General features: G+C 35.7%; 11 protein-coding genes and 1 other annotated feature. Of the genes, 3 read left to right on the top strand and 8 right to left on the bottom strand.

The genetic code is table 11. The features are described from left to right. Positions 1–211: 211 nt before the first annotated feature. On the bottom strand, positions 212–1,927 hold the full coding sequence (locus HHU08_RS16970; RefSeq protein ID WP_169188918.1) for a sensor domain-containing diguanylate cyclase: 1,716 nt from the start codon (positions 1,925–1,927) through the stop codon (positions 212–214). A 198-nt stretch (positions 1,928–2,125) separates the two neighbouring features. Further along, positions 2,126–3,427, bottom strand: a complete 1,302-nt coding sequence (locus tag HHU08_RS16975) for a bifunctional folylpolyglutamate synthase/dihydrofolate synthase (protein WP_169188919.1) — start codon at positions 3,425–3,427, stop codon at positions 2,126–2,128. Between the two features lie 176 nt (positions 3,428–3,603). Between HHU08_RS16975 and HHU08_RS16980 the strand changes: the two genes are divergently transcribed. Next, complete coding sequence (locus HHU08_RS16980; RefSeq protein ID WP_100525935.1) at positions 3,604–4,728, top strand: IS4 family transposase; 1,125 nt, start codon at positions 3,604–3,606, stop codon at positions 4,726–4,728. 697 nt (positions 4,729–5,425) lie between these two features. On the opposite strand, the gene HHU08_RS16985 is transcribed toward HHU08_RS16980, so the two are convergent. From HHU08_RS16985 to spoVID, 3 genes are all read right to left on the bottom strand, one after another. Then, the gene (locus tag HHU08_RS16985; protein WP_169188920.1) at positions 5,426–8,071 is read right to left on the bottom strand and encodes a valine--tRNA ligase; all 2,646 of its coding nucleotides are present in this window, start codon (positions 8,069–8,071) and stop codon (positions 5,426–5,428) included. Between the two features lie 64 nt (positions 8,072–8,135). Next, positions 8,136–8,367: a binding site (T-box leader), on the bottom strand. A gap of 165 nt (positions 8,368–8,532) precedes the next feature. Further along, positions 8,533–9,621: a spore coat protein YsxE gene (ysxE, locus tag HHU08_RS16990; protein ID WP_224427548.1), complete on the bottom strand. Its 1,089-nt coding sequence runs from the start codon at positions 9,619–9,621 to the stop codon at positions 8,533–8,535. Positions 9,622–9,823: 202 nt separating this feature from the next. Then, positions 9,824–11,446: a stage VI sporulation protein D gene (gene spoVID / locus HHU08_RS16995; protein ID WP_169188922.1), complete on the bottom strand. Its 1,623-nt coding sequence runs from the start codon at positions 11,444–11,446 to the stop codon at positions 9,824–9,826. Between the two features lie 417 nt (positions 11,447–11,863). Here spoVID and HHU08_RS17000 point away from each other — a divergent pair, with 417 nt between their 5' ends. Further along, positions 11,864–12,613 carry a polysaccharide deacetylase family protein gene (locus tag HHU08_RS17000; protein WP_169188923.1) on the top strand — a complete coding sequence of 250 codons (750 nt, stop codon included), beginning with the start codon at positions 11,864–11,866 and terminating at the stop codon, positions 12,611–12,613. Between the two features lie 11 nt (positions 12,614–12,624). Further along, positions 12,625–13,587, top strand: coding sequence for an ABC transporter substrate-binding protein (locus HHU08_RS17005; RefSeq protein ID WP_169188924.1), 963 nt, complete (start codon positions 12,625–12,627; stop codon positions 13,585–13,587). A 104-nt stretch (positions 13,588–13,691) separates the two neighbouring features. On the opposite strand, the gene HHU08_RS17010 is transcribed toward HHU08_RS17005, so the two are convergent. The 3 genes from HHU08_RS17010 to hemL all read right to left on the bottom strand — a co-directional run bounded on the left by HHU08_RS17010 (position 13,692) and on the right by hemL (position 16,734). Continuing rightward, positions 13,692–14,432 carry an ABC transporter permease gene (locus HHU08_RS17010; RefSeq protein ID WP_169188925.1) on the bottom strand — a complete coding sequence of 247 codons (741 nt, stop codon included), beginning with the start codon at positions 14,430–14,432 and terminating at the stop codon, positions 13,692–13,694. Next, on the bottom strand, positions 14,429–15,172 hold the full coding sequence (locus tag HHU08_RS17015; protein WP_169188926.1) for an ABC transporter ATP-binding protein: 744 nt from the start codon (positions 15,170–15,172) through the stop codon (positions 14,429–14,431). The genes HHU08_RS17010 and HHU08_RS17015 overlap by 4 nt, the downstream gene beginning before the upstream one ends. 272 nt (positions 15,173–15,444) lie before the next feature. Next, on the bottom strand, positions 15,445–16,734 hold the full coding sequence (hemL, locus tag HHU08_RS17020; protein WP_169188927.1) for a glutamate-1-semialdehyde 2,1-aminomutase: 1,290 nt from the start codon (positions 16,732–16,734) through the stop codon (positions 15,445–15,447).

A 16,734-nucleotide genomic window follows, 5' to 3' on the forward strand; every position in this document is an offset into this window, starting at 1 on the left:
GCGAAAGCGCGGTAGCTGGAAAAAATTAAGTATTAAAAAAGAGAGCTTCCTTTTGTAAAGTAGAGTTTGACTAGAAAACTACGAAAAGGAGAGGCTCTCATGAATCAATGTAACATAAAAATGCCATCATTAAAAGAATTGGAAAAAACTTATAGGCGTCAAGATTAAATTTAACCATAAAAAAAGAACTTCCTAAGGAAGTTCAAAACATTTACTTCACATAACTAGCAACTCGGTTTCGCCCAGCTCTTTTCGCCCCTACATATAACGCTCTATCTGCATGTCTAATTAAAGCTAACGGTTCATCGGCATCTTCAGGAGCACAGGCTAATCCGAGCGATGCGGTAATACTTATCTTTTTTATTTGATTACGATCTTCTATAGTTTGTTTAATAACAAATGGTCTAGAAGCAATCATCTTGCGGATAAATTCGGCAAAATCAAGCGCTTCTTTCTTCGCTATATTGCTTAATAAGATAACAAACTCTTCACCGCCATATCTTGCAACTACTCCATGGTCACCAATGAGATTTTCAATCCTTTTGGCAAAAGCTTTTAAAATCTCATTTCCTGCCTGATGACCATATTGATCATTTACCGATTTAAAATGGTCAATATCTAACATGATTAGAGCAAGATTGTCCAATTTCTTTTCATTCAATTCAACAAACTGTTCACTTAATATTTTTTCAAAATAGCGGTAATTATACAGCTTTGTTAAAGCACATCTTTCACTATTTTCCTTCGTCTGCTCAAAGTATTTGGCATTTTCTAAAGCAATCGCAAACTGGGTACATAATAAATCTAATACCATTAATTTTATGTCGGCAAATGCCTTCCTTTGTTTGCTCCCAAGTAATAGGACACCAATTACTTTATTATTTTTAATAAGCGGCATACATAATACACTTTGAATTCCTTCAGGCATATACCCCTTATTTATTTTCTGCCAATCCTTCTCCGAATGGTAGGTGCATATTTTCTTTGTGGCTAAAACGGTTCCGCTAATTCCTTCATTTTCTTGCAACGTCTCTGTAAACACAGGTAGCTTCTCTTGTTGCTCTACTCTAGAAATCATTTCTAATTGATTATTTGCATTTACTTGATGAATAAACACAAAATCAACTTTAAATAATTCATATAGTTTGGCAATGAAAAAATCGACCGTTTCATTTACATATAAATTTTGCGAAAGTTGATGACCAATTTCTGCCGTTTTCTTTAAATAATCGTTAGCCGTCTGGCTGGAATGATAAAGTTTTAAAATTAGAGAGATGGAGATAAATGGCACACCAATTAAAATCAGAGCAGCAGGTCCAATATATTGATACATAATATATAACGCTATCCCAACTGGATAGGTGATAATTGTGGTGAATATTTCCCAGACCAAATCTTTTGTAAGAAAAGGTTGCTTTCTTTTATATATGAACCGATCAATAAAAAAGATACATAAAGTGTTAAGTAATAAATAAGATATGAGATAAATACTTATTAATCCAAAAGATTTTAGATCGAAGGCTAAATTAAATCCATTTTGACCACCAAGCGTATAGTAAATAACGCCACTAAAAAAGGAAACAAGGAAAAACATGGTCGAATTCATTGGCATGCGAAAGAGTGTCTTTTTATCTAATTTCGCTTGATATAGGACTGCTAATAACGCGATTTGTACGAGGATGATTTCGATAAATAATCCAAATATTAAAAAAACAGATAGGGTAGCCCATTGTAAGAAAAATACGGGGGTACCATTTATCATCATCGGCATACTTGCAACAACTGTCATAAATAATAAAAAGGCAAGAATTTCCCATTCATTTCCGCGAATTTGCGGTGAATACATATGATAAGAGAACCACAAACCGAAAGAGAGAACAAGTGTCCAAACTATCCATATTAATTTTTTATCGCTTGGTTTAGCCATTCTCTCTCCCCTTTCATTTATACAAATTGGCTTATTATTTTATATTTTAGTCGACTAATAACAAATTCTATCCTTCTATTATTTCTTTAAAGAGAATATTTTACCATATTCTTAAAATTCCCAAATTTCAAACCTGATAAATATATACTACTCTACTCTTTTCTATTCTAATAATCTATATATTTTTTTGCGGTATAATTATTTCTTGAAATTTTTCCAAAATGCCTTCACTTCTGAAATAAAGTATAAAGAACCGGTTATAAGTAACATATTTTCTTCTTCTAATCTTTCTAATTGCTTGAGTATTGCTTCTTTCCAGTTATCGTTCTGCTCCTTCAATAGATGGTTGCTTTCTTCATATAATAGAGTGCTTGGAGAAGCTCTTGGATAATCAAATGTCACAAATGTAATAGTTGTTGCAACTTGATCCAATTTCGCAATCATTTTATCTGTTTTTTTATCAGAAAGCGCAGCAAATATAATGTTTATGTTCTTTTCAGGATAGCGCTTGACTAGGACATCTACTAACGCTTCTACTCCCTCTTCATTATGAGCACCATCTACTACGACAAAAGGACTTTTTGAAATAATTTCAAAGCGACCAGGCCACTTAGACTGAAATAATCCTTTTCGAATACTATCTTCATTAATAGATTCGAACATATCACGCAATAATTGTGCACCGATAACTGCCAACGATGCATTTTCTACTTGGTGCTTACCAAACATAGTTATTTGCAAATCTGTCCATCGGAAGAGCGGTGACTTTAACACAAAAGACTCACAGGATGGTTTTGAATAGTATTCATCAATAGTAAAATCCTTATCTAATAAATAGATAGGAGCTTCCATTTCATTTGCCTGTTTTACAATTACATTTTGGGCATCTATTTGTTTAACTGCTGCAATAATCGGTGTTTTCTTTTTAATAATTCCAGCTTTCTCAAATGCAATTTGGGCATAAGTGTCTCCCAAAATTGCTGTATGGTCTAAACCGATACTTGTAATAATAGAAAGTAATGGCGAGATAATATTGGTTGAATCAAATCGACCTCCCAATCCTACCTCATAAATAACGATATCCATTTTATTCATGTAAGCAAAATAATAGAAAGACATTGCGGTAATAATTTCAAATTCTGTTGGTCCGCCAATTTCCATTTTGTCCATTTCTTCTACGATCGGAAACAATTTATTTGCTAATGATAAAATTTCTTCATCGCTAATTGGTTTCCCGTTCACACTGATTCTTTCATTGAATTGTTCTATGTAGGGAGATGTAAAAGTTCCAACTGTTAATCCTGCCTGTTGAAGAATATTTCTTAAGTAGGTAACAGTAGATCCCTTTCCATTTGTTCCACCTATATGAACTGTTTTTATCTGTTTTTCTGGATGGTTTAACTTCTCCATCATCATTTCCATTCTTGTTAACCCAGGCTTTATTCCAAAACGCAAACGAGAATGAATCCAATTTAATGCTTCTTCATAACTATGAAACATTGCTACACCCTCTTATAAGATTAATGATTGTTATTGTACATCACTAGCGTCGCATTAAAATAATACAACGCCTTCCGGAAATCTGAATTTTCTGTAATATTAATGATACACAAAAAAATCCTTTATAATGGTTGGACGGTAGTAAACCATCCAAATCCAACATAAAGGACATAAGCATGGATAAGTTTACACGAAAAACATCATTTGAACAATGGTTTTCACCGATTTCCTCCACAAAACTTGAAGAATTGGTTGAAACCCATCAATTAAATTACTATACAAAGAAGCTACACATCGCTTCATTCCTGAAATTACTGCTGTTTGCGCAGCTGAATGAAACCGAAAGTCTGCGTGCTGTCAGTGATACATTGTTTTCAGACGACCTACAAAAAGCAACGAATTTGGAATCGATTAGCTTTTCACAATTAGGACGTCGATTAAATCAAGTACCGACAGAGGTGTTCCAGCAGGTGTTTCTAGATTTAGTCGCGCAAATTCATGAGAAAACGGATTTTGATAAGCGACGTAAAATGACAACACCACTGAAAATCATCGACTCGAGTACGTTGCCACTGAATTTGAACAATCATAAATGGGCTAAGTTCCGCAAAACAAAGTCAGGCATTAAGCTTCATTTACGTCTTGTTTACTTAGAAAAGGGTTGTTCCTATCCAGACAAAGCGGTGTTAACGAATGCGATCGAACATGATCGAGGTCAGCTAGAAGTACTCGTTGACGACAAAGAGTGCATGTACGTCTTTGACCGTGGCTACTTGGATTACGAGCGATTCGACCGCATGACCGACGATGGTTACTTCTTCGTTTCACGCTTGCGGAAAAACGCTGTAACTCATCAAATCGAGGAATTTGATCTTCCAAAAGATTCAACCGTTTTATCAGATGAAATGATTTCCTTGGGCACAGCACAAAGTCGAGCAGGTAATGAATTCAGACAATTGAAAGTGTTGGATTCAAAAGGAAATGAGTTACACCTCATAACGAATCGCTTCGACTTGAGTGCAGATGAAATCGCTGAATTGTATAAATCACGCTGGGCAATCGAGCTGTTTTTCAAGTGGATGAAGCAACATTTAAACATCAAAAAGTTCTACGGACAAAGCGAACAAGCTGTGCATAATCAAGTGTACATCGCGATGATCGTCTACTGTTTACATGTACTGGCTCAGCTGAGTACAAATAGTTCACGGACGTACTTACAAATCAGTCGGTGGCTAAAAGCAGCACCCTGGAAACCAGCACGTATTTGGATTCGAAAAATAGCAGGAAGAGCTGTCCCGTAAAGGTTTAACCGTTTCTGTCGCCCTCGCCAAAGGTTATAGTAAAAAAATGGATGATTACTACCTCTGTTCGCGTGTCTTCGTTTTTCTTCTCAAACGGGAATATCAGAAAACAGAATATTCAGTTAGAATTTATGCGACGTTAGTGATTGTACATCTATAATTACTTTCTAAAAACCGCAGACTGAATACACTTTGCTTTCCGCGGGGTCGCGCCAAGCCTCCTCATTATTTCATTGAGGACACTGAAAAACTGGCTAACTAATGATGGTGGACAATCGTCATGTTTCAAACATAAGATAATGGATTTGTTTTCCGAGGCGTCCGCTCGCTTTCCATGGGGCGAGCGCCAAGCCTCCTCGTCACTACGTTCCTGCGGGGTTTCGGACTTTCTCGCAGCTCCCATAGGAGTCGAGCGGACGCCTCTCCAAACCAACCTTATTTTTACTTTCAAACATGCTTGGTCTTAATTTCGTTCGAAAAAAAGACTTTTTCAGTGGCCTCAGTGGTCTCATTTCATTCCTGCGGGGTCTCGTCTGTCTCGCTTTTCTCGCAGGAGTCTACATGTATTCAATCTGCTAGATAGTGTATTCTCTAATAAACTTTATCTAGTATCATTTTAAAAGTAAAGATTCCATCAACAGAAGAAGGGTGCCTCAAAGGTTTTGATAGTGGAGACACCCTTCGTTCTACTATGAAATTAACCTTTTAGTTCGTTAATACGTGCTTCTACTGCTGCACGCTTTTCTAAATAGTCTTGCTCTTTTGCTCTTTCTTCGTTAATTACCTTTTCTGGCGCTTTCTTCACAAAGCCTTCATTGCTTAGTTTCTTTTGAACACGTTCTACTTCTTTATTCCATTTCTCTAGCTCTTTTGTTAAGCGAGCAATTTCTTCTTCCATATTAATTAATCCTTCTAATGGAAGAATAATTTCAACACCCGTTACAACAGCAGTCATTGCTTTATCCGGTACAGCAATATCTATATCAATGCTTAATGTTTCTGGGTTACAGAAGCGTTCAATAAAAGATTTATTCTCTATAAGAGTTGTTTTGATTTCTTCATCTTTAGCTTTTAATAAAATGCTGATTTTTTTACTCATTGGTGTGTTTACTTCCGCACGGCTATTACGAACAGAGCGGATGATCTCAACAAGCAATTTCATATCATTTGCAGCCTTATCATCTGAGAAGGCTGGATTAACTTCTGGCCACTTCGCAACTGTAATTGATTCCCCAGCATGCGGAAGGTTTTGCCAGATTTCTTCTGTGATGAATGGCATAAATGGATGTAATAAGCGCATTGTATTATCAAGTACATAAGCTAAAATAGACCGAGTTGTTAGCTTTGCTGCTTCGTCATCCCCATATAATGGAAGCTTCGCCATTTCAATATACCAGTCACAAAAATCATCCCAGATAAAGTTATAAAGAACTCTTCCAACTTCTCCAAACTCATAACGATCTGAAAGACGTGTAACTGTTTCAATTGTTTCATTTAATCTCGTTAAAATCCACTTATCTGCAACTGATTTTTCGCCTGTTAAATCAATTTGATCATATGTTAAACCATCCATATTCATTAACGCAAAGCGGGAAGCATTCCAAATTTTATTAGCAAAGTTCCAAGTCGATTCTACCTTTTCAATGCTGAAACGTAAATCTTGACCTGGTGAGCTTCCTGTTGATAAGAAATAACGTAAGGAGTCTGCTCCATATTTAGCAATAACATCCATTGGATCTACGCCATTTCCTAAAGATTTACTCATTTTGCGACCTTGCTCATCCCGAACAAGCCCATGGATTAATACATCTTTAAACGGTCTTTCTCCAGTGAACTCAATTCCTTGGAAAATCATACGGGATACCCAGAAGAAAATGATATCATAACCAGTTACTAACGCAGCAGTAGGATAATAGCGCTTATAGTCTTCCGCCTCTACGTCTGGCCAATTTAATGTAGAGAATGGCCATAGTGCGGAACTAAACCATGTATCTAATACATCTGTATCTTGTGTCCAATTTTCAATATCTGTCGGCGCTTCATCGTTTACATAGATTTCGCCTGTTTCCTTGTGATACCAAGCAGGAATTCGATGTCCCCACCAAAGCTGACGAGAAATACACCAATCACGAATATTTTCCATCCAACGCATATACGTATTTTCAAAACGATTTGGTACAAAGTTAACTTTTTCTGCTTCTTTATCTTGCAACGCGATTGCTGCATCAGCTAATGGTTGCATTTTAACAAACCATTGCGTTGATAAATATGGTTCCACTACTGCACCGCTTCGTTCAGAGTGACCAACAGAATGCATATGCTCTTCCATTTTGAATAGAACGCCCAATTCCTGTAAATCTTTGACGATTTGCTTACGACACTCAAAGCGATCCATTCCCTCATATTTACCAGCACGCTCATTCATTGTTCCGTCTTCGTTCATTACAAGAATTCTTTCTAAATTATGACGGTTACCTACTTCGAAATCATTTGGATCATGTGCAGGAGTCATTTTAACAGCACCCGAACCAAAGTCCATTTCTACATAATCATCAGCAACAATCGGGATTTCTCTTCCTATGATTGGCAGAACGACTTTCTTGCCAATTAAATGCTGATATCTTTCATCTTTCGGATGAACAGCAACACCTGAATCACCAAGCATCGTTTCTGGACGAGTTGTTGCTACTTCAATATAACCAGATCCATCTGCTAAAGGATATTTCATATGATAAAATGCACCTTGTACATCTTTGTAGATTACCTCAATATCAGAAAGTGCTGTTTTTGTTGCCGGATCCCAGTTAATAATGTATTCCCCGCGATAGATAAGCCCTTTATTATATAAAGAAACGAAAACTTCACGAACTGCTTTTGAAAGACCTTCATCCAATGTAAATCTTTCTCTAGAATAATCTAGGCCAAGACCTAATTTCGACCATTGGGCACGAATATGGCTTGCATATTCCTCTTTCCATTTCCATGTTTCTTCTACAAACTTTTCACGACCAAGATCATATCTACTAATATTTTGGGCACGAAGTTTTTCTTCTACCTTAGCTTGCGTTGCAATACCAGCATGGTCCATACCAGGCAGCCATAATACATCATAGCCTTGCATTCTTTTCATTCTTGTTAAAATATCTTGTAACGTAGTATCCCATGCATGACCTAAATGCAATTTACCTGTTACGTTTGGTGGTGGGATTACAATTGTATATGGTTGTTTTCCTTCGTCCTGATTAGCCTCAAAAAACTTGCCTTCTAACCACCAATCATAGCGACCCTTTTCAATACTTGCTGGATCATACTTTGTCGGCATGGAGATTTCTTTCATATCCATCCTCATTTCCTCCTAATCCTGTCCTTTGTACTTTTTAAAGCAAATAAAAAAACTCCACTCGTCTTAAAAGGACGAATGGAGTTTTTTCGCGGTACCACCTTTTTTCCAAACACAATAAAATGTATTGGCTCTTTAAAAGATGATATCGGATACTGTCCGTCTTTTACTAATAAGCAAACCGTTCGCAAAAGAAGCTCGAGGGCTACATTCCAATGGGTTGAATGGAAATCTCTCAGCAACTGATTTCCTCTCTTTGAAACAACGGACATTGTACTACTCCCTGTCATTGCCTTAATAATTTATTTTATATATGTTATACTACCGAAAATATCTTATTCTCGTCAATAAGGATTGCCTAATTTTTTTTATTTTATTCATTTCTATTTTTATGTTTGTCATTACAATATGTATAGGAAAAAACAATCGTGCCTATTTAGACACAAAATAATAGACCCAAGTTTTTAATCCTGGGTCTCTGCTTGTTCGGCAGCTTCTTGCTGCGCCTTTTTTTGTCGTTCTATTTCATCGACTCGCATGACGACATATTCTGTATTTTTTAATAGCCAATACTGTTTAAGTAGCTTTTGAGCATATTTCCGTTCATTAATGTCTTTCTTATCTGCTTTCATATATTTCTCGCAAATCCGAATGGCAGGTCCGGGATGGGCTAAATAACTTAAGAACAATAGCATTTCATCATACTTTAATGGATTATGATTAAAATACGTATAAAGCCACTCAATACATTCCTCATTTTGCTTTGGAGCAGTTTTTAATGAACGGGAGAGAAATGGTAGTAAATCATGGCTCGCTGATCCATATTTGGCATTTTCAAAATTAGTAAAGTAGCCATAGCCTCTATCATCATATAGAAAATGCTCTGGGGATAGTTTGCCATGAATGATGGAAACTCTTGCTTTTTCATCTTCCTTTGTTTCTTCATACCATTCTTTTAATTTAGTCTCCGAATATATCAACGCCTGACGAATGTCATGATAATACATGCAAAACATCAATTCAAATGGAGACAAATATTCCTTATTTTCACATTGCTCAATAAAACCATCTAAAAACTCTTGTTCTTTTTCAATATCTAATTGCGTATTTTCGAAATGCTCTTGTCGATCTTCCTTATCAATTTTCACTTCTTTAGAAGTTAAAATATGAAGTCTTGCAAGCTCACGAAACATTTGTTGATGTTTTTTGAAATATGTTTCTCTTTCCTCATTTGGCAGCCAAGGCATTAAATAATACAGTTTGTTGTCATAAAGAATAGCATATCTGCCATCCACAGCTGGATAAATCGGAACAATCCTGTTATAGCCTTTTTGATAAAGTGTTCGTATATGACGTGTGAAATCAGCACCATTATGAGGATCAATCCGTTTTAATGCAAAAGTGCCTTTATTGCTGTATATCTTGGCTACTTTGCCAAACTCTTCTACGAAATTTGGCTCTACTGCATATGGTTTTAAAATAGGTGTATATTTCTTTAATATGTTTTTTTCATTCATATCCGCCCACACTTTCTTATAAAGTGAAACAGCCATCTTATCCCTTTCTATAGATGGTTAGGTGAACAAATTGGGCCTTTACTTACAACATGAAAATAGCTTATTTGATAAGCTCTGGAATAGTTCCTATTCAATTTTCAATTTGCTCTGTAAAACACTCGTTTTTCCCCCTCTAAAACAGTTGAAAAAGCCAAAAGAAAACAGTCAAGCAGGAAAGCCCCTGCCTGCTGTTTGTTTTTTATTTCTCTACAAAGTCTCCTGGAATATATAAAACTTGCCCCTCATACACATCTTGATTGGCTTCCATTCTATTTTCCTTCAACAATGCATGAATATTTACATTATAGCGATTGCTTAATTTTTCTAATGTATCACCTTGCTGAACAATGCAAACCTTCACTTTCGTATGCTTCTCTTCTTCTTTTCTAGCAAAGAATTCTGTAAAGGTGAGTGATTTCTTTTTGCTAAATAGTCCTTTTTTCTTTTTAGGCTCTTCATTAGGAGAAGATGATGATTCTAGTTCTTCTTCCAGAGCTACCTCCTCTTGCTTGGCTAAAGAGGAAGATTCTTGTTGCGGCTTTTGAAAAACTTCTTCTGCAGAATATACACTTTCCTCACTTCTGCATAAAGAAATTTTCATCTCTGGAGCTGTTGAAGTAGATTCTTCTTTTAGTGCTGGCTCTATAGAAGTAAGCTCCTCTTCTCTAGAAATCTCAGGAGAAGATGATAATTCTAGTTCTTCTTCCAGAGCTACCTTCTCTTGCTTGGCTAAAGAGGAAGATTCTTGTTGCGGCTTTTGAAAAACTTCTTCTGCAGAATATACACTTTCCTCACTTCTGCATAAAGAAATTTTCATCTCTGGAGCTGTTGAAGTAGATTCTTCTTTTAGTGCTGGCTCTATAGAAGTAAGCTCCTCTTCTCTAGAAATCTCAGGAGAAGATGATAATTCTAGTTCTTCTTCCAGAGCTACCTTCTCTTGCTTGGCTAAAGAGGAAGATTCTTGTTGCGGCTTTTGAAAAACTTCTTCTGCAGAATATACACTTTCCTCACTTCTGCATAAAGAAATTTTCATCTCTGGAGCTGTTGAAGTTGATTCTTCTTTTAGTGCTGGCTCTATAGAAGTAAGCTCCTCTTCTCTAGAAATCTCAGAAAAATAAGGCACATTTGCATTTTCGTTTGTGCTCCATTCGTCGTCTTCTTCTGGTGTCTTTCTAACTTCCAATTCAAATGGAGTATATAAATCATCCTCCGCTTCCTTTTCTGCACGCTGTTCTTCCAATAACGGGCTAACATTTTGGAATGGACTAACAGCAATTTCAACAGGTTCTTCTAGTGAATCTGCTTCAGCCTCCTCTGCCACTGGACTGCGCCAAACTAGTTCCAATTCCTCTTCTACTTCCTCTGCTGCTACATCTTCTTCTACTTCCTCCTCTTCAGAAGCGAGACCTGAAATAGTTAAATCGGCTGTTAAATTTAAACAACTTCTTTCTGGAAAGACATAATCAAACGTATCAATCTCTATTTCTACATCATTGATACTTGTGACTCTTGTAAGGGGAATCGTAATATCTACAGGGAAATGATGTAAAAATTCACATACCCCTTCCTCTCTCTCCATTACAGAATGAATTAATTTAGGTGCCTTAAAGGCCTCCTCTTCTTCTTGTTCTCCCTCATTATAGCGCTTGTATTCACCACTTAGCTCTAAAGAGCCCTGAATGATAATATACTGATCGTTCTCTTGGATTGTTATATTGGGATCAAGTGAAATGGAAAGCAGATCTGCTACTTCCTGTCCTTTTTGAAACCAGACTGACTCTTCCAACGAAAACCGTAAGATAGACGAATTTTCTTGAGACAAAGCGACTCCTCCTCTCATTCCTTTCACGTATATATCACTATTGTCTTTAAAAACTTATGATTGTCTGTAACACTTTATGAATATTTCTTTCATTTGTTTGTCTCAACAAGAAAGGAATTTAAAGAATCACCATTCAAATAAACTTATTTTTCTGAATTCATACACCAAATTGTTAAAACTAATTGCATTTTCTACCGCTTTTTTTAATAAATGTCTTATATAATAAAAGCAGATTTCCAAGTTAACAAAATTAAATAAATTGGAAATGTAGACCAATTTATAATTTTTATCTAGGCTGGTTTCTACAAGATTGTTGCTTTTTCAATAGGAAAAATAAATTAAGCGAAGTTTATTCTGGCTGTAGATCATAGCAACAAACTTTACAAAACAGCCTTTATCTAAAAAGGAGGTTCTAAAATGGCTTTTTCCGTGCTAATGTATCACGAAATAAGAAAAGAGGAAGATTTTCAAGCATCCGAGCAGCATCCAATCGATGTAAAGCAAGATTATAATGATTTCTTGCCTTCCCCCCTTTTCATTACATTAGAAAAATTTGAACAGCAAATGGAGTATTTATTTAACAATGATTTTCACCCTTTAACTTTAGATGAAGTAAAGGCATATTACGAAGGAGGTCCTTTACCAAAAAAATCAGTATTACTTACTTTTGATGACTGCTTTCAATCTATAAAAGAATATGCGTATCCGATTCTAAAAAAATATCAATTTCATGCAACAGCATTTGTTGTAACAGGCTGGTTGCATGATAGTAAAAGCAAGTTTGAAAAAGAAAAATCTGTCTGTTTATCTATAAACGATCTAAGTGAAATGACGGATGTTTTTGAATATGCCAACCACACTCATTATATGCATGTCCGAACAAGCGAGTCAGAAAGTCTATTAATGACATCCAGAAAAGAAGACTTTGCTAAAGACCTAGATGTATGTAATAACCATTCGCTAATCAAACATAAAAATGTATTCGCCTATCCATTTGGTTTATTTAACGAATCCAATGTTTCTACTTTAAAAGAAAAAGAGTTTAAACTTGCCTTCACTTGTGAAAATGGTCACAATAATAAGCAAACTGATCCACTTTTATTAAAAAGAAATGCTATTCCCTATTTAATGGACATAGAGACATTCAAAAAAATTGTAACAAACTAGGAGAAAAAAAGATGAAAAAAATAATGACGCTAACCTTATTATTAGTATTTGTTTTATTTACTGCTGCTTGTGGAAATACCACTACAACCAAAACAGATAATAAAGAAAGCAATAACACAGAAAAACCATCTGGTGAAGAGCTAACCATCGGAATATTACCGGCAGAATCTGCGATACCTATTATTTTAGCAAAGGAAAATGGATACTTTGCCAAAGAAGGAATAAACGTATCAATAAAGTCCTTCTCCGCTCCAACAGATCGTAATGTTGCAATCCAAGCGAGTGAATTAGATGGTACAATCGCTGATGTAATGACAGCAGCAGCATTTATGGAAAATGGTATTAAGATGAAGATTACTTCCGATATAAGTGAAGATTTCAAAATTCTCTCCTCTCCCAATTCAGGAATTACAGAGATGAAAGATTTAAATGGAAAAAATGTTTCATTAGTGCCGAACTTTATCTTGGAATATATTATGGATGATTTCGCAGCTAAAGAAGACTTCACTTATAATATCGTTGAAATTCCTTCTTTTTCTGGTCGTGCAGAGGCACTGATTGCAGATAAAGTAGATGGAGTTGTCTTTACAGAACCACAGGCTAGTATGCTAGTTAGCCAAGGAGCCCACCTTTTAGGAAGCTCAGCAGATGCAGGAATTAAAGGAGGAACGATTCTTTTTTCAGAAGAAATGGTTTCTTCCAAGTCAGCAGATATCAAAGCTTTCTATAAAGCTTATAATAAAGCCATTGACTATATGAATAATAGGAAGGCTGAAGAATACGGCGATATACTAACTAAATATCAATTCCCTGATGCTATGAGCAACTATTTATCTACAAAGGAAAACTTTCCATATGCAGGTGCAGTTCTAAAGGACTCCTTTGATTCGATTGTTCAATGGACAAAAGCTAAAGGGCAAATTAAGAAAAACTATTCTTATGAAGAATTAACAGACTTCACTTTGTTACCATAGACTCAGGAACTAGCGAGACAGGCGACAACATTTCGAAAAACAGCCTTTACCGTTTAAATCAAAAAAGGTTTATTTCAACAGATTCTATCTATTGAAATAAACCTTTATTTATGATTCCAAGGTGTAACTTTTAATTCTAATTTATCTAATAAGATAAATAATAATAAACCAATACATCCTAAGGTCACAATCCCTGCAAACATTTCTTCATAATTCATTTTCGTCCATGCACTGATTATATAGTAGCCAATCCCATAAGTTGTTGCATAGTTTTCTGCAAAAAATAATGTCGCTAAACTAATCCCTATACTAATTCTTATTCCCGTAAATATCGCTGGAAGCACACTTGGGAAAATTAAATAGATTAGTTGCTGATATATGGGGGCCTGAAAACCTTCCATCACCTTGTAATAACTTGATGGTATTTGTAATACCCCATCTCTAACCGATAAAATGATCTGGAAAACAATAATCCAAATTATTAGCGTTATTTTAGACTGGTTTCCCAGCCCATATAAAATCATAAATATCGGTAGAAACGCTACTTTGGGTATTGGATATATATAATATAAAAAAGGTGATAACAAGGTATTGATCCTCTTGTTTTTCCCTAAAATAATTCCCAATGGGACTCCTATTAACAAAGAAATAAAAAGGGCAATGATAATTCTCAATAAACTAGCTCCTGCATGCAGAAGCAACATATATTTTTCGTTCCACATATAAATAACTGTTAAAAATGGTGATGGGATGGTATGGGACTGTAACAAAAAATAGACAATATACCAAAATAAACTGACACTTATAAAACCTATGATCAATTGATTTCTAATGATTCTCTTCATTCCTGTACCACCGCTAATCTTTTTCGAACATCAATACATGCTTTATAAAAGGACAAATTTTCTTTCGCTCTATCGACTCCAAATAGCGGATTAGCGATAGTCTCGATGTCTCCATTATCCCGTAGCAATAAAATATACTCCCCAAGAAGTACTGCTTCTTCTATATTATGAGTAACAAAAAGTAACGTCGTTTGCCTTTTTTCAACCTGCTCGGATATTAACTGTTGAATTTGTTCTTTTGTCATCTCATCTAATGTAGAAGTCGGCTCATCCATTAACAACAACTCAGGTTCAGTAATTAATGTTCTTGCTAATGCCACCCTTTGCTTTTGTCCTCCACTTAACTCTGCCGGATATTTATGCTCCATTCCACTTAATCCAACTTCTCTTATTAACGCTGTTACTTTTTCCTTTATTTCCTGTTTCGACTTCCGTTTATCTAATTTTATTGGCATCGAAATAGCATCACAAACTTTTAGCCAAGGAAAAAGACCTAAGTCTTGAAACATGAATCCAATATCCTTGCTTGGATGCTGAATTCGGTTCCCTTCGATTAGCACTTCTCCTTCAGTTGGTATCAGTAAACCAGCGAGAAGGTGGAGGAGTGTACTTTTACCAACTCCAGACTTACCGATTAATGCATATGATTTACTCTTTTTTAGCGTCAGATTTATCTTATTTAAAATTGTATTATTATCATAAGTAAAAGTAACTTGCTCCATCTTTACAAATGAATCCATGAAATATCCCTTCTTGTCCTTATTACTAGTTGCATCATATCATAATAACCATATTTTCATAAAGGGGCAAAAAATCGACAGTTCTGAATGATTCATTGGAAATAAGAAAATATCTTTAGTTAAAATTGCTCAACCTAAAGAAAACTTCCATCAGTGTAATAAATGAAAGCAGCCTAAATCCAAGTAGACGTCCCAGGATTTAGGCTGCTCAGTATTTCTAAATAATGAATTTTCTATTGAAAACAATAATCTCCTAGAAAATTGCCTATTATTTAAGCTTTCAACGTAGAAAAAGCTTGTTCTGCAGCACGAATTGTGTGTTCAATATCCTCATCTGTTAATGCTGTGGACAAGAACATTCCTTCAAATTGAGAAGGAGGCAGAAATACTCCTTGTTCTAACATGCTATTATAAAAGGCAGAAAAGTAATCAAGATTAGACGTTTTAGCACTTTCATAATCTTTTACATCTTCATTGGTAAAGAAGAAACCAATCATAGAACCAGCGCGATTTACTGTGAACGGAATATCATATTTTCCAGCAGATTCTTTCAAGCCTTCTTCCAAACGATCTGCTTTTTCAATAAATATTTTATACGTATCTGGTGTTAATTGAGATAATGTCTCAAATCCAGCTGTCATGGCAAGTGGATTACCTGATAATGTACCTGCTTGATAAATTGGTCCACTTGGTGCAATTTGATTCATAATTTCTGCTTTTCCTCCATATGCACCAACAGGTAAGCCTCCACCAATTACTTTACCTAAACAAGTAATATCAGGGCTAATACCAAAATAGCCTTGGGCACAACCGTAGTCCACACGGAAACCGGTCATTACTTCATCAAAAATAAGCAAAGCCCCATATTCTGTCGTAACATCACGCAGACCTTGCAAAAATCCTGGCTTCGGAGGAACTACCCCCATATTTCCTGCAACTGGCTCAGCAATAATTGCCGCAATGTCTTCTCCATACATAGAGAATGCATATTTAACACTTTCTAAATCATTATAAGCAACCGTAATTGTATTTGCAGCCACGCTTTCGGGAACTCCAGGGCTATCTGGTAAACCAAGTGTTGCTACACCAGAACCAGCCTTAATAAGCAAGGAATCGCCATGACCATGGTAACAACCTTCAAATTTAATAATTTTATTTCTACCTGTATAGCCACGAGCTAAACGGATCGCACTCATTGTAGCCTCTGTACCAGATGAAACCATGCGAATAATTTCAATGCTTGGTACCCTCTCTTGTACAAGAGCAGCAAGTTGATTTTCAATTAGGGTAGGAGCACCAAAGCTAGTCCCTTTTTCTGCAACTTTTTTGATAGCTTCGACTACTTGATCATCCGCATGTCCTAAAATAAGTGGACCCCATGATAAGACATAATCAATATATTCATTGCCATCAATATCATAAATTTTAGATCCTTTACCCGCATCCATAAAGACAGGGTTTCTTTTAACTGATTTAAATGCACGTACAGGGCTATTTACCCCTCCTGGCATTAATTCTACTGCTTCTTTATATGCAGCTTCAGATTTTTGATAGGAACGCAT

This window comes from Niallia alba (genome assembly GCF_012933555.1).
GTDB lineage: Bacteria > Bacillota > Bacilli > Bacillales > Cytobacillaceae > Niallia > Niallia alba.

Bases quoted from the DNA above. Each gene is read 5' to 3' on its own strand.
- HHU08_RS16970 (WP_169188918.1), bottom strand. From the start codon at position 1,927: ATGGCTAAACCAAGCGATAAAAAATTAATATGGATAGTTTGGACACTT.
- HHU08_RS16975 (WP_169188919.1), bottom strand. From the start codon at position 3,427: ATGTTTCATAGTTATGAAGAAGCATTAAATTGGATTCATTCTCGTTTG.
- HHU08_RS16980 (WP_100525935.1), top strand. From the start codon at position 3,604: ATGGATAAGTTTACACGAAAAACATCATTTGAACAATGGTTTTCACCG.
- HHU08_RS16985 (WP_169188920.1), bottom strand. From the start codon at position 8,071: ATGGATATGAAAGAAATCTCCATGCCGACAAAGTATGATCCAGCAAGT.
- ysxE (WP_224427548.1), bottom strand. From the start codon at position 9,621: ATGGCTGTTTCACTTTATAAGAAAGTGTGGGCGGATATGAATGAAAAA.
- HHU08_RS17000 (WP_169188923.1), top strand. From the start codon at position 11,864: ATGGCTTTTTCCGTGCTAATGTATCACGAAATAAGAAAAGAGGAAGAT.
- HHU08_RS17005 (WP_169188924.1), top strand. From the start codon at position 12,625: ATGAAAAAAATAATGACGCTAACCTTATTATTAGTATTTGTTTTATTT.
- HHU08_RS17010 (WP_169188925.1), bottom strand. From the start codon at position 14,432: ATGAAGAGAATCATTAGAAATCAATTGATCATAGGTTTTATAAGTGTC.
- HHU08_RS17015 (WP_169188926.1), bottom strand. From the start codon at position 15,172: ATGGATTCATTTGTAAAGATGGAGCAAGTTACTTTTACTTATGATAAT.
- hemL (WP_169188927.1), bottom strand. From the start codon at position 16,734: ATGCGTTCCTATCAAAAATCTGAAGCTGCATATAAAGAAGCAGTAGAA.